This window comes from Parvibaculum sp., assembly GCF_030694575.1.
Lineage (GTDB): Bacteria > Pseudomonadota > Alphaproteobacteria > Parvibaculales > Parvibaculaceae > Parvibaculum.
Map to the genome: position 1 here is coordinate 1 of NZ_JAUYUS010000077.1, position 13781 is coordinate 13781.

General features: G+C 66.1%; 6 protein-coding genes and 2 pseudogenes. 2 read left to right on the plus strand and 6 right to left on the minus strand.

Annotated elements, in window-relative coordinates; translation table 11 throughout:
* Positions 1-2099 (minus strand): annotated as a pseudogene (locus tag Q8S60_RS11305) (hypothetical protein); the annotation flags it as partial.
* A gap of 322 nt (positions 2100-2421) precedes the next feature.
* Here Q8S60_RS11305 and Q8S60_RS11310 point away from each other — a divergent pair.
* Complete coding sequence (locus tag Q8S60_RS11310) at positions 2422-2889, plus strand: Lrp/AsnC family transcriptional regulator (protein WP_305275435.1); 468 nt, start codon at positions 2422-2424, stop codon at positions 2887-2889.
* Positions 2890-2919: 30 nt separating this feature from the next.
* Here the strand turns inward: Q8S60_RS11310 and Q8S60_RS11315 are convergent, their stop codons facing one another.
* The 4 genes from Q8S60_RS11315 to Q8S60_RS11330 form a co-directional block, all read right to left on the minus strand.
* Positions 2920-6174, minus strand: coding sequence for an autotransporter domain-containing protein (locus Q8S60_RS11315; RefSeq protein WP_305668565.1), 3255 nt, complete (start codon positions 6172-6174; stop codon positions 2920-2922).
* A gap of 232 nt (positions 6175-6406) precedes the next feature.
* Positions 6407-7261, minus strand: coding sequence for a hypothetical protein (locus tag Q8S60_RS11320; RefSeq protein ID WP_305275433.1), 855 nt, complete (start codon positions 7259-7261; stop codon positions 6407-6409).
* Between the two features lie 4 nt (positions 7262-7265).
* Positions 7266-8807 carry a murein biosynthesis integral membrane protein MurJ gene (gene murJ, locus Q8S60_RS11325; RefSeq protein ID WP_305275432.1) on the minus strand — a complete coding sequence of 514 codons (1542 nt, stop codon included), beginning with the start codon at positions 8805-8807 and terminating at the stop codon, positions 7266-7268.
* A gap of 13 nt (positions 8808-8820) precedes the next feature.
* Positions 8821-11619, minus strand: a complete 2799-nt coding sequence (locus Q8S60_RS11330; RefSeq protein ID WP_305275431.1) for a [protein-PII] uridylyltransferase — start codon at positions 11617-11619, stop codon at positions 8821-8823.
* A 249-nt stretch (positions 11620-11868) separates the two neighbouring features.
* Here Q8S60_RS11330 and Q8S60_RS11335 point away from each other — a divergent pair, with 249 nt between their 5' ends.
* Positions 11869-12600 (plus strand): class I SAM-dependent methyltransferase, encoded by a 732-nt coding sequence (locus Q8S60_RS11335; RefSeq protein ID WP_305275429.1) that lies wholly within the window; start codon positions 11869-11871, stop codon positions 12598-12600.
* Between the two features lie 119 nt (positions 12601-12719).
* On the opposite strand, the pseudogene Q8S60_RS11340 reads toward Q8S60_RS11335, so the two are convergent.
* Positions 12720-13781, minus strand: a pseudogene (locus Q8S60_RS11340) (DNA mismatch repair protein MutS); the annotation flags it as partial.

Sequence of the window (13781 nt, forward strand, 5' to 3'; positions counted from 1 at the left end):
GCCGTATTGAACTGGTTGGGCGTCAATGCCACGTCCTGGAAGGCCGCCGTCACATCGAGCGTCAGAAAGACGTTCTGCGCGTCATAGGCGAGCGAGGGCGAGAGGAAGGCGAAACCCGACGTCACATCGTCGAAGGTGCCCGCAACGGCGTTCGCGGTGAGGATCGTGTATTGCGTGCTGGCGGCGTAGTTGCCGGCGGCGGGCAGCACGCGCACGGTGCCGCCATTGATCGTCGCGGTATTGCCGACGAGCAGCAGGTCGCTATTGCCTGCCGCATCCACCTCGACATCGAAGAAGGAACCGGCATCGAAGGTTATATCGTTCGCGATGTTCAGTGTGCCGATGGAATTGCCGGGCGCCAGAATGCCTCCGGCCGCCACGGAAGCATCGCCGACCGAACCGGAGCCGCCGAGCGTTCCGCCGGACAACACGTCCCAGGTACCGCCGAAAAGGCTGTTCACATTCAGCAAGCCGCCGGAAACCGTGCCGGTGCCGGTGAAGGAAAGGCCGTTACCCATCAGGGCCGTCACGCCCGCGAGGTGGTTGATCGCGCCCGAGCCCATGATGCCGATGCCGAACTCGTAATCGTCTTCATCGTGGTTGAAATTGAGCGTGCCGGTTCCGGCGCCGAATTCCAGCCAGTTCGCGGTAATGCCGCCCGCCGCGCCGCCGTCGCCGATATTCAGCGTGCCCGTGGAGCCCGCCCCGGAAGCGAGAAGAACGGTGCCTGCACCGGCATCGGCCGAGCCGCCTTCTGCAAGGGTCAGCGTTCCGTCGCCATCGACGCCGATGGTGAGATCGATAACGGACCAGACCGATCCGGCGCCGGTGACGAGCGCCGTACCGAGGCTGCCGGTATCGAAACCGATCATGGCGTTGCCGCTTTCGGCCAGACCCCCATCGGCAATCGTGAAATCGCCGGTCCCGGCGTCGCCGACCGAGAAATCGCCAATCGAAGTCCAGTGCGATCCTGCGCCGGTGATCAGCACCGTGCCCGAGCCGGTCGTGTCGCTGCCGATCCAGGCATTGCCGAGAACATAGCCGCCGCCGGAGACCGTGAACGAGCCCGCTCCTTCATGGCTGATATAATATCCGTTCGAGAACCAGGACGAGTCCGTGCCGGTGACGAGCGCCGTGCCGGTGCCGGTCGCGCTGCTGCCGAGATAGGTGAAGCTGCTGTCCACCTGACCGCCATCGGCGACCGTCACGCTGCCTTCGCCGTCGAGACCGACAAGCATGTTGCCCGTATTGGTCCAGCTCGATCCCGTGCCAGTGATGAGGGCGGTGCCGGAGCCGAGCACGTTCCAGCCGAGAATGCCGGTTCCACTCGTCAGCGCGGCGCCCTCCTCAACCGTGATGTCGCCCGTGCCGACGGCGCCGATCATGAACTCGCCGTTGGTCGTCCATGACGAGCCCGCGCCCGTGACGAGAACGGTGCCGGAGCCTTCATTGTCGCCGAGATAGCCCTCGCCACTGACGTGACCGCCATCGGATATGGTGAGCATGCCCGTGCCCAGATAGCCGACCGAAATGGTCGAGCCGAACCAGCTAGAGCCCGCGCCCGTCACGATTGCCGTGCCGGATGCGCCCACGGCGTCGCCGAGACTTGTATTGTTGTTGGTATTCAGCGAGCCGCCGCCCTGGACGGTAAGGAAGCCGGTGCCGTTAAGGCCGACATAGGCATCCCCGCCGACGCTGAGCGCACCGGTACCCTCGATTGTGAGCGAACCCGTTCCGGTATCGCCTATGAGGAGGCTGGCGGCGTCCGCGCTGACGCCATCGCCGACGACGGGTGCGTTGACCGAAACGTCGTCGATGACGACATTGTCCGCATTTGTCGGAACGGCATTCGTGTCCCAGTTCGCGGATGTGTCCCAGTCGCTCGACGCCGAACCGTCCCAGGCGGATTGCGCATGCGCGGTGTGCGCGGGCAAGGCGACCAGCGCCGTGGTGCCGAGCAGCATGGCGGTGAAGAACGGGATGCGGCGGGGACGCCGGGGCGGGACGGTCACGGTGAGAAAACGAAAGTCGACCTCTCCCGGGCAGCCTGGCCCACGCACCTCATCCAGCCGCTTCGCCCGCAATACAGACACGCTCATCCGAACCCCCAATGACAGACCTGCGCGGCCGCCCGGCCGTCGCCCCGCCGAATTGGTAGCCAAGCGCGCGCGAGGGAAGAAGAGGCAATCCGATCAATGTGTTACGGGAGAGGATTTCACCGAAATTATTCCGGTACGGCGCATTGCCGCGGTTCGAAATCCGGAATTTTTTCGGCGCGGCGGCGGGAGCGGGGACGGAAGCGGGGACGGAGGGTCCCTCCAGAATCGCTTTGTCAGCGCATCGCGGAGCCGGTACCAAGAGGGAGTGCAGGCCCCTCATCCGGGGCCGGGCGGACAAAAGGGACAGGGGGTTCTATCCAAGATGCGGCGGCAGCTCGACGATACCGATCTGGCGATACTCGAGGCGCTGCAGCGCGACGGGCATCTCTCCCATGCGGAGCTTGCCCGCATGGTGGGGCTCGCGGTTTCATCCGTTCACGAACGGGTTCGCAAACTGGTGCAGGGCGGCGTCATCGCCGGATGGGCGGCGCGGCTCTCGCCCGCCCCGCTCGGCCTCGATCTCCTCGCCTTCGTCTATGTGCTGATGGACAGGCCCGAAAGCTCGCCCGGCTTTCTCGCGGTGGTGGCGGAGGTGCCGGAAGTGCAGGAGTGCCACCATATCGCGGGAGACTGGAACTTCCTGCTGAAAATCCGGGTACGGAATACATCGGCGCTCGACAAGCTGCTCACGGACCGGCTCAAGGTTGTGCCGGGCGTGACACGGACGCAGACGGTGATCTCGCTCACCTCCTACAAGGACACGGCGGCGCTGCCGGTGCGAAGCCTGTAGCGCAAGCGCGGCTTCAGGCTTCGCACGGGATCAGAACTCGAAGCGCAGTTCCGCCTTCAGGCCGTGGTCGCGGGCGCCGGAGGCGTATTCGCCGGCATAGCCGAGCGTGAGGGTCGTGCCGGCGTCGAGCTTGAGGTCGATGCCGGTTTCGAGGGCCAGCGCATTTTCCGAGATCGCCGTGCCGCGCACCGCATAGGTGTTGGCGGGGGCCGAGGCGAAGGCGGCGCGAGAGGCGGGATCGACATCGCCGAAGGCGTGACGCCAGGCGAGCGAGCCCGAGAGCGCGACCTGACCGGTCTGGCGGCGGGCGCGGAGACCCACAGTCGAGACGCCGGTGGTGTTGTCCGCCGAGGAGAGGGTGAGCGCGGCCGGGCCGCCCTGTTCGGTGAAGCCGTCCGTCCGGACATGGGTGACGCCAAGACCGGCGAAGGGTGTGAGCACGACGGAGCCCATGTCGAAGTCGATGCCCGCCTCGACGGACGCCTGGAAGGTATGGGCGTCGTAATCGGCGGTGAGAGTGTCGGTCAGGCCGCCGACGATGACGGTGCGCTCGGTTTCGGACTTGCCGTAGCTGTAGGAGAGCGTGCTGCCGAGATCGACGGAGCCGAGCTTCGTGCCGGCATAGGCGGCAACGTGGAAATTGTCGCTGTCGCCGGAAGAGTTGAGCGCCGGGACATCGAAGCTCGAGCGGCTGTAGCCAGCGGCCACACCGACGCGGCTTGCTTCGCCGACGGCCTTGTCGATGCCGACGAGGAAGCCCGCCGAGCGGCGATCGAGCTTCGCGACGTTCGCGTCGCCGTCGTTCGTGCCCCAGCTGCCGAAGAGCTGACCCCAGATCGCGGGCGCATCGCCGAGAAGGGCGTCGCCCGCGGCCGGCACGAAGCCGAGCATCGCGGTCTGCGAACCGCCGCCGGAGAGCATCTGCAAGCGCGCGAGCAACGCCGCGCCGATCTGCTGCGCCGACTGGAAGGAAGCCGTGCCTGCGCTGCCATGCGCTTCGCCCGAGAGCGCATCGTAGGCGGCGCGGGCCTCTTCCTCGGTCATGCCCATGATCTCGTCATAGATCGGGTTGCCGGCGCCGAGCGCCTCGGCCGCAGCGGCCACACCCTGCTGGTTCGGCGTCGCCCCGACGTCATCGAAGCCGATATCGTTGCGCGCGAGGCCGAGATAGACATTGTTGAAATCATAGGTGAGGCCGGGCGTGAGGAAAGCCAGGGTCGACGTGACCGGACCAAAGACGCCGGAGACGCCACCATCGGCCGTCAGGATCGTCCAGGTGGATTGATCCGCGTAGGGACCGTCGATGCCGACATGGGCGACGCTCGCGCCCCCGAGCGTGGCGGTGCCGGTCACATGGATCAGGCCGTTGGTGGCCGCATCCGGATCGGTCTCGACCCGGTAGGTCGAATAGCCGCTGAAAACGAGGTCGCCATCGACGGTGAGCGTCGCGGTTGCGCTGCCGGGCGCGATCACGGCGCCACCGCCGAGATTGGTCGTGCCGACCGTGCCCGTTCCGCCGAGGATGGCATCGACCACATACAAGGCGCCGCCGAGCTGACCGTCGACGAAAAAGGAACCGGCCTCGATGAAGGTGTCGCCGTCGAAGGCGCTGCTGTCGCCGGTGAGCGTGGTGCGGCCGGAGCCGAACTGCGAGAGCGTGCCGGTGCCGGCGATATCGGCGTCCAGCACGAAATCAGTACTGGTGTGATTGAAGACGATCGAGCCCGTGCCATCGCCGAAGAAGATGTCGCTGGTGTCGAGCGTGCCCGCCGCGACCGCCGCTTCGCCCTCCGCCGCGCCGAAGTTCAACCTGCCGGTGGAGCCTGACTCAATGGCGATCTGGACCGCGTCTGCCGAAACATGGCCGCCGTCCGAGACGGTGAGCGTTGCGTCACCTTCATAACCTACATAGAGTTCGACGTCATTGGTCCAGGTGGAACCCGCGCCATCGACCGTGACGATGCCGCTGCCGGTGGCGCCATTGCCGACAATGCCGTAGTTGCTGCTCACCGCGCCGCCGGCCGAGATGTCGAGCGTGCCGGCGCCTGCCTCGCCCACGAAGATATTTCCGATTGCGACCCAGGTGGAATCCACACCGTCGACCGTGACGGCGCCGGTGCCGGTGGCGGCATTGCCGATAATGCCGTCGTTGCTGCTCACCGTGCCGCCAGCCGAGATGTCGAGCGTGCCGTCGCCGTAGTTGCCCACATAGAGAGTGGAGCTGTTGGTCCAGGTGGAACCCGCGCCATCGACCGTGACGATGCCGGTGCCGCCGGTGGCATTGCCGACAATGCCGACGACATTGCTCACCGTGCCGCCATTCGCGATGTCGAGCGTGCCCTCGCCTTCCTCGCCCACATAGAGGGTGGCGCTGTTGGTCCAGGTGGAATCCGCACCGTCGACCGTGACGGCGCCTGTGCTGCCCTCCAGCGTGCCGACATAGCCGTTGCTGTTGCTCACTGTGCCGCCATTCGTGATGTCGAGCGTGCCGCTGCCTTCGTTACCGACATAGAGGGTGGCGCTGTTGGTCCAGGTGGAATCCGCGCCGTCGACCGTGACGGCGCCGGTGCCGGTGACGGCATTGCCGATAACGGCGTAATCGTTGCTCACCATGCCGCCGCCCGAGATGTCGAGCGTGCCGTCGCCTGCCTCGCCCACGGTGATATTGCCAACTATGACCCAGGTGGAATTCTCGCCATCGACCGTGACAACGCCCGTGCCGGGGGCGGAATTGCCGATAACGGCGTCGCCGGTGTTGGCCGCGCCGCCATTGGCGATGTCGAGCGAGCCAGCGCCGTTAATGCCCACGTAGAATTCGCCGTCATGGTTCCAGACGGAACCCGTGCCGTCGATCGCGACGCCGCCGGTGCCGCTCGCATACCAGCCGAGAGCGGCGGAGCCGGTGCTCGTGACCGCGCCGCCGCCGGCAATGTCGAGCAGGCCGGTGCCGAGGCCGCCGATATTGAGCCCGCCGCCACCCAGGGTCCAGGTCGAGCCGGCGCCGCCCACTTCGACGATGCCCGTGTTGCCAGAAGAGTTGCCGATGAGGCCCGAGTCGGAGACGGCGTCATCGCCGTCCAGTACCTGCGCGGTGCCGGTGCCGACGACGGCGGCGTCGCCGGACGCGGGAACGCCGCTGCTCCAGTTCGACGGGTCGAACCAGTCGCCAACAGCACCCGTCCAGGTGCTGGCACCGGCCGGTGTCGCGGCGAGCGCGGCGGCGGTGAGCGCGGTCGTGGCCAGAAGGCCGACGCGCAAGGCATGGCCGGTTTTCGAAATTCCCATCGTCTTCAACTCCAAACAAACGCGACGGCCTTGCAACAGGCAAAGCTCTCCCGTCGACGGCGTTCGCACACCATCGCCGGCCTCTTCGTCGCTATTTTCGATTGCCCCTATCCGCGCGAGGGCGGTTGCGACGGACCGTATGGCCGGCGCGCGATGCGGTCAATTGAGGACAGGGCCTGAAAACTGACCTTTTCCGGGAGCGTTTTTGCGGGCCTCGCGACCGCGTCAACCCTCAGTGCCGCAAGCCGGCATCGAAAGCGGCGTCGATGAGGGCGAGCTTGACCGCCTGCACATGCAAATATTCGCGCAGGAAACCGCGCGACATCCACATCGCCGAGCGGCCGCGCTTTCCTTCCCAGCCGATGCCGCCCATCTCTTCGGCCTGGCGCAGCTTGCGGGCGAGATGCGTGCGCGAGAGCTTGAGCGACGCGGCCATTTGGGTCACCGAGACAATTCCGGCGGCGATACGCTCCACACCGGGCGCGGCATCCTCGATGCCGGTGACGAGAAAGTCCATGACGATGCCGCCATTGTTGACCCAGATGAAGAGCGCGAATGTCTGCTCGGGCTCGCGCACGGCAGCGGAGGAGAGAAGCCCGTCGGCGATGAGCGGCTGTATCGCTTCGAGCGATGCCGGCGCGGCGTGAAAGGTTTCCAGACGGCAATCGCCGTCGAGCCTGTCGAGCGTCGCCAGATGCGTCATCACCCAGTAGCGGGCCGCATCGACGGTGAGTTGCGCCGGTTCGATCGGACGGGTGCGTCCGTCGCCGGCACCCGGCACGCGATGCCCGATGCCGTAATTCAGCATTTCATTGATGAAGGCATCGCCCGCGTTGCGGCTCGCGACACCGTGTTCCTCGATCACGGCAAAGAAGCGCGCCGCCGTGAGGCCGCTGCGCGGGTCCGCCGGATTGCGCCGGAAATGGAGAGCGAGCGAGGCATGGGCCATGAGCCAGCGCTGCTGGCTGCCGAAGACGGAGGCGAGCCGCGGATTGGCTTCATAGACGGCGAAGAGAGCGCGGGATTGCCGCTGAACGAGGCCGAGCAAGGCGGGGTGAGCGATAATGTCCTCGGCCGCGAGCGCCATCGGCTCAGCGCCGGGTGAAGGCGCGGCGGAGGTCGCCCATGCGCATGGCGCCAGTGACCTGGCAGAGGAAGAAGTAGACGAGGGCGCCGCCGGCAATCAGCGCAAACAAGGCGGCGATGCTTGTCAGCAAATCCATTTCGAAGAAGGGCGCGAGCGCCCCCGAGCCGAACCAGAGCGCGACGCCCATGCCGGCGGCGGCCATGAGCGTCAGCGGCAGGCGGCGGGCGAGCTGCGCGTCGACCACGAATTCCTTGCGGCGCCAGAGGCGCGCGCCCAACTGGCCGGTGTTGACCCAGGCGGCGACGGTGGTGCCGATGGCGATGCCGACAAAGCCCATGTACCAGAAGAGCGTGAAGCTCGTGACGATGTTGACGACGATGGAGATGGCGGCGAAGCGGAGCGGCGTCATCGTGTCCTCGCGCGCGAAATAGGCGGGCGAGAAGACCTTGTTGAGCACGAAGGCGGGGAGGCCGGCCGCGTAGACGATGAGCGCGAGCGCGGTGGCGGCGGTGTCCTCGCGGGTGAAGGCGCCGCGCTCGAACAACACGCGGATGATGTCGAAGGAGAGGACGGCGGCGCCGATGGCGGCGGGGACCGTCAGCAGCATCGAGACTTCGACGGCGCGGTTCTGCGACCAGTTGGCGCCGTCGCCGTCGCCCCCGCGGAGGCGGCGCGAGAGATCCGGCAGGAGGACGACGCCGATCGCGATGCCTATGACGGCGAGGGGCAACTGGTAGATGCGGTCGGCATAATAGAGCCACGACACCGCGCCCGCCTGCAGCGAGGCGATCATGGTGCCGATGGTGAGGTTGACCTGGCCGATGCCGCCCGCAATGACGCCGGGCACGCCGAGGCGGAACAGGCGGCGGACATCGGGCGTGAGTTTGGGCCAGCGCAGGCGCAGCACGAAGCCCGCGCGCCACAAGGAAATCGCCAGCCAGAAGAACTGCACGACGCCGGCCGCCGCGACGCCCCAGGCGAGCGCCTCGCCGGGATTGTCCATCACGGGGATCAGGAAAAGGATCGCGAGGATCAGCGTCACGTTGAGCATGACCGGCGCGGCGGCGCCCGGGAAGAAGCGGCCGAGCGAATTCAGGATCGCGGATTGCAGCGCGGTGAGCGAGATGAAGAGGAGATAGGGGAAGGCGATACGCGTGAACTGGACCGCCCAGTCGAATTTCTGCGGGTCTTCGGAAAAGCCCGGCGCGAAGACCAGCATGATCCAGGGCATGGCGATTTCGGCGGCGAGCGTGATGACGAGGAGCGCGACGAGGAGGACGGAAAGCGCATCCTCGGCGAAGCGACGGGCTGCATCGCTCCCCTCGCCTTCGAGGCGCTTCGAAAAGAGCGGCACGAAGGCCGAGTTGAAGGCGCCTTCCGCGAAGATCGAGCGGAACATGTTGGGAAAGCGGAAGGCGACGAAGAAGGCGTCCGCTATCGGCCCGGTGCCGATGGCGGCGGCCACCATGACATCGCGCAGGAAGCCGAGCAGCCGGCTCAGGAGCGTGGTGCCGCCGACGGTTGCGGCGGAGCGGATGAGGCTCATCGGACGGGACGCCTCATTCCGCCGCCACCGTTTCTTCGCGTTTGGCGCGTTTGGCGGGGCGGGCTTTGGCCATGGGGTCGGCGAGGGCTTCGAGGAGGTGGCGTTCGACGGCCTTCTTCTTGTTCGCGTTCGTGACCTTGTGGCCGATCACGTCCTTTACATAGAAGACGTCGACCGCGCGCTCGCCATAGGTGGTGATGTGGGCGGAGCCGATGGTGAGGCCCAAGTGGAAGAGCGCGCGCGCGAGCGCGTGGACGAGGCCCGGACGGTCGAGGCCGTTCACCTCGATGACCGTGTAGTCGTCGGACGCTTCGTTGTCGATGAAGACCTGCGGCGCGACGGAGAAGGCCTCGGCGCGGCGCTCGCGGCGGGTGCGGCTCTCGATTGCGTCGGGCGCGGAGATTTCGCCCGCGAGAACCTTCCGGATCATTTCCTCCAGCCGGATGATGCGGCGCTGTTCGGAAATGGCGAGGCCTTCGGGATCCTGCACCCAGAGCATGTCGAGCGCCATGCCGTCGCGCGTCGTGAAAATCTTGGCGTCGACGATGTTCATGCCGAGCGCGGCGCAGGCGCCGGCGAAGCGCGCGAAGAGGCCGGGGTGATCCTGCGTGTACAGAGTAAGTTGCGTCACGTCGCGGGCGGGCTCCGGCTCGGCGTAAATCGTGAGCGGGTCGTCGCCCGCGCCCTGGATGAGGCGCGCGTGACGCTCCAGCGTATCGGTGTCCAGCGACAGCCAGTAACCGTCGGCATGGCGCGTCATGTAGCGGTCGCGCGCGGGCTTCGACCAGTCGGCGAGACGTTCGGCCAGTTTCTCCTTCGCCTCGGCGACGCGGGTCTTGCGGTTGACGGCGCTGTCGCCGCCCTGCAGCACGGCTTCGGTTTCGAAATAGAGCTGGCGCAGGAGCTGGCCCTTCCAGCCGTTCCAGACGCCGGGGCCGACGGCCTTGATGTCGACGACGGTGAGGATGTAGAGCATTTTCAGGCGCTCGGGGCTCTGCACGAGATTGGCGAAATCGCGCACCGTGCGCGGGTCCGCTATGTCGCGGCGCTGGGCGACGTCGGACATGACGAGATGGTTCTGCACCAGCCAGGCGACGGTTTCGGTTTCGCCGGGGCTCATGCCGAGGCGCGGGCAGAGGCGGCGCGCGATACCGGCGCCGGCATCCGAATGATCCTCGTCGCGGCCCTTCGCGATGTCGTGCAGGAAGACCGACATGTAGACGGCGTTGCGGCTCTTCACCTTGCCCATGAGTTCGTGGGCGAGCGGATATTCCTCGACCGCCTGGCCGCGCTCGACTTCCGAAAGGATGCCGATGGCGCGCAGGAGATGCTCGTCGGCCGTGTAGTGATGATACATGTTGAACTGCATCAGCGCGACGATGCGGCCGAAATCGGGGACGAAGCGGCCGAGTACGCCGGCCTCGTTCATCCAGCGCAGGGTGATTTCCGGCGTCTTCTTCGAGGCGAGGATTTCGAGGAAGAGACGGTTCGCCTCCTCGTTCTTCCGGAGCGAGGCGTCGACGAGTTTCAGCGAACGCGTGAGAAGTTTCAACGCGTCGGGGTGAATGTCGAGGCCGTGCTGATCGGCGACGTGGAAGAGGCGGATGATGTTGACCGGGTCCTTCTCGAAGAAGTTCACGTTGGTGACATCGAGGCGGCCGCTTTCGAGGCGGAAGCCGCGAATGACCTTCTTGCGGCGCATGGCCTGCATGAAGCGGCCGATGGAGGGCTTCTTCTTTTTCTCCTGCTCTTCGAGCACGGCGCAGAAGATGCGCGTGAGGTCGCCGACATCCTTCGCGACGAGGAAGTAGTGCTTCATGAAACGCTCGACCGCGATCAGGCCGCGATGGCCCTGATAGCCGAGACGCCTGGCCATTTCGGTCTGGAGGTCGAAGGTGATGCGCTCCTCGGCACGGCCGGTGAGGAAGTGGAGTTCGCAGCGCACCGCCCAGAGGAAGTCCTCGGCCTTGCGGAAGGTCTGGTATTCCTCCTTCGTGAAGACGCCCGCCTTGACGAGATCGGAAGGCTGCTTGACGCGGTAGACATATTTGCCGATCCAGAACAGCGTGTTCAGATCGCGGATGCCGCCCTTGCCTTCCTTCACATTGGGCTCGACCAGATAGCGGCTTTCGCCCGCGCGGGTGTGACGGGTGTCGCGCTCGGCGAGCTTCGCGTCGACGAATTCGTTCGCCGTGCCCTTCACCACCTCGGCATCGAAGCGGGCTTCGAGGTCATCGAAAAGGGCGCTGTCGCCATAGATGAAGCGAGCCTCGAGAAGCGCGGTGCGGATGGTGAAATCCTCGCGCGAGAGGCGGATGCAATCGGCGATGGAGCGCGTCGAATGGCCGACCTTGAGGCCGAGATCCCAGAGCACATAAAGCATGTATTCGACGACGCTCTCGCCCCAGGGGGTCTGCTTGTAGGGCAGCAGGAAGAGGAGGTCGATGTCGGAGCCCGGCGCCAGCGTGCCGCGGCCATAGCCGCCGACCGCCGCGATGGCGATGCGCTCGGCCTCGCTCGGATTGGCGGCGGGGAAGGCATAGCGCGTGGCGAAGGTGTAAAGCTCCTTGATGATCGTGTCCTGGAGGTAGCAGAGGCTTTCGGCGCAGGCGCGGCCCCTGTGGGCGCCCTGCTCCAGCCGCTCGCGGGCCCTGGCGCGGCCATCGAGAAGCACCGATTTCAGTACCTCGACGACACCGCGGCGGAGCGCCAGCTCGTCGTCTTTCGGCCGGGCCAGCGCGACGGTATCGAGCTTCGTCCGGATGGCTTCCGGATCGGCGATTTCAAGCAGGCTCGGCAGGCTGCGGCCCATGCGGGCAACTCCATCAAAACCGGGCGGCGGCAGGCCGCGCGACGTCTTCAGACCGCCATATGAGATGCGGCGGGGGGCAATCAAGAAGGCTTATCATATCCCGGCCAAACTACAGAAATCCTTGCCGGATTTCGACGGATCGGGCGGCGCGGCTTGACAAGGTTTTGCCGAGGCCGACATTGTGCCCCTTCGCAGATGCACCCCGGGCGGGTAGCCGGCCGGCGGTGCAGGAAAAGGGCGGATGAAAAGTTGAGCGAGCAGACGGAAATCGACCGGCGGAAAATCTACAGCCGGCTGTTGCAGGGCTGGTGGAAGGATCGGGGCCAGTTCTCGCGGAAGAAAATCCGGCGGACCTGCCCCGTCTGCGGCTATCACGGCATTTTCCTGTCGGTGGGGCGGCCGTCGCGCTGGGATTCGCGCTGCCCGAATTGCGGCTCGCGCGAGCGGCACCGGCTGCTGCAGCTCTATCTGACCGAGCACGGCATCGACCTCACGACGAAGAAGATCCTGCAATTCGGCCCGGAGAAGTGGCTGATGCGGGCGATGAAGAACAATCCGGATTACGAGCCCGCCGACCTCTATGCGAAGATCGCGAAGTACCGGCTCGACATCACGAAGATCGACCGGCCGGACAATTTTTTCGACGTGGTGATCGCCAATCACGTTTTCGAACATATCGACGACGACAGGCCGGCGATGACGGAAATGTTCCGTGTGCTGAAGCCCGGCGGCTACGGCTTCTTCTCCGTGCCGATCAACCTGTCGCGGGACGAGACCTACGAGAACCCGGCGATCACGGACCCGGACGAACGCTTCGTGCATTTCGGCGGCACGGACCATAAACGCTATTACGGGCGCGACTTCGCAAGGAAGCTCGAAGCGGCGGGGTTCAAGTCGGTCGAGATTTACCGGCGCAAGCCCGAAGAGGAAGTGAAGTGGGGCTTGCTGCGCGACGAATGTATTTTCGTGGCGAGGAAGTGACGTCCCGTTTTTCTGGACGTCATTGCGAGGAGCAACGCGACGAAGCAATCCAGGGGCCGCAGGCGCTGTGCTTGCGGCCCCTGGATTGCTTCGCTTCGCTCGCAATGACGAACTGAAATTTATTCCTTCACCGCCAGCGCCTTCAGACGGTAGAGAAGTTCCAGTGCTTCCTTCGGCGAGAGCTCGTCGGGGTTGAGGTTTTTCAATTCCTCTTCGGCGGCGCTTGTCTTCGCGATGGCGGCGGGTTTTGCGGTGGCGGAGAAGAGGGGCAGGTCGTCGATCAGCTTGACCGCGCCCTTGCGGTCGCCGCCTTCTTCCAGTGCGGCGAGGACGGATTGGGCGCGGGCGATGACGGGCGCGGGAAGCCCGGCGAGTTTCGCGACCTGGATGCCGTAGGAGCGGTCGGCCGCGCCGGGCGCGACTTCGTGCAGGAAGACGACGTCGCCCTGCCATTCCTTGACGCGCATGGTGGCGTTGGCGAGATGCACGAGCTTTTCGGAGAGCGCGGTCAGCTCGTGATAATGCGTGGCGAAGAGGGCGCGCGACTTGTTGACGCCGTGCAGGTGCTCGACGGTCGCCCATGCGATCGACAGGCCGTCGAAGGTCGCGGTACCGCGGCCGATCTCATCGAGGATGACGAGGGAACGCTCGCCCGCCTGATTGAGGATCGCCGCCGTCTCGACCATCTCGACCATGAAGGTGGAGCGGCCGCGCGCGAGATCGTCGGCCGCGCCGACGCGGGAGAAGAGGCGGTCGACGACGCCGATATGCGCCTCGTCCGCCGGCACGAAGGAGCCCATCTGCGCCATGATGGCGATGATCGCGTTCTGGCGGAGGAAGGTCGATTTACCCGCCATGTTGGGACCGGTGAGCAGCCAGATATGCTTGCCGTCGCCGCTCTCCGCCGAGAGGTTGGTATCGTTGGGCACGAAAGCCTGGCCGGAGCGGGCGAGCGCCGCCTCGACCACCGGATGGCGGCCGCCGCGAATATCGAAGGCGAGGGTTGCATCGACGCGGGGGCGGACATAGCGCCGCGCGGCGGCGAATTCGGCAAGCGCGGCCGTCGCATCGAGTGGGGCCAGCGCCTCGGCGGCGCGGGAGTGGCCGGGCGCTTCCAGCGGGGTCGCGGCGAGGTGTTCTTCGGAGAGGGCGGGTTGGAGGGCGAGGGGGCGGGCGGCGGC

What these genes read in the sequence shown, in the direction of transcription:
- Q8S60_RS11310 (WP_305275435.1), top strand. Translation starts at nt 2,422, where the DNA reads ATGCGGCGGCAGCTCGACGATACCGATCTGGCGATACTCGAGGCGCTG.
- Q8S60_RS11330 (WP_305275431.1), bottom strand. Translation starts at nt 11,619, where the DNA reads ATGGGCCGCAGCCTGCCGAGCCTGCTTGAAATCGCCGATCCGGAAGCC.
- Q8S60_RS11315 (WP_305668565.1), bottom strand. Translation starts at nt 6,174, where the DNA reads ATGGGAATTTCGAAAACCGGCCATGCCTTGCGCGTCGGCCTTCTGGCC.
- murJ (WP_305275432.1), bottom strand. Translation starts at nt 8,807, where the DNA reads ATGAGCCTCATCCGCTCCGCCGCAACCGTCGGCGGCACCACGCTCCTG.
- Q8S60_RS11320 (WP_305275433.1), bottom strand. Translation starts at nt 7,261, where the DNA reads ATGGCGCTCGCGGCCGAGGACATTATCGCTCACCCCGCCTTGCTCGGC.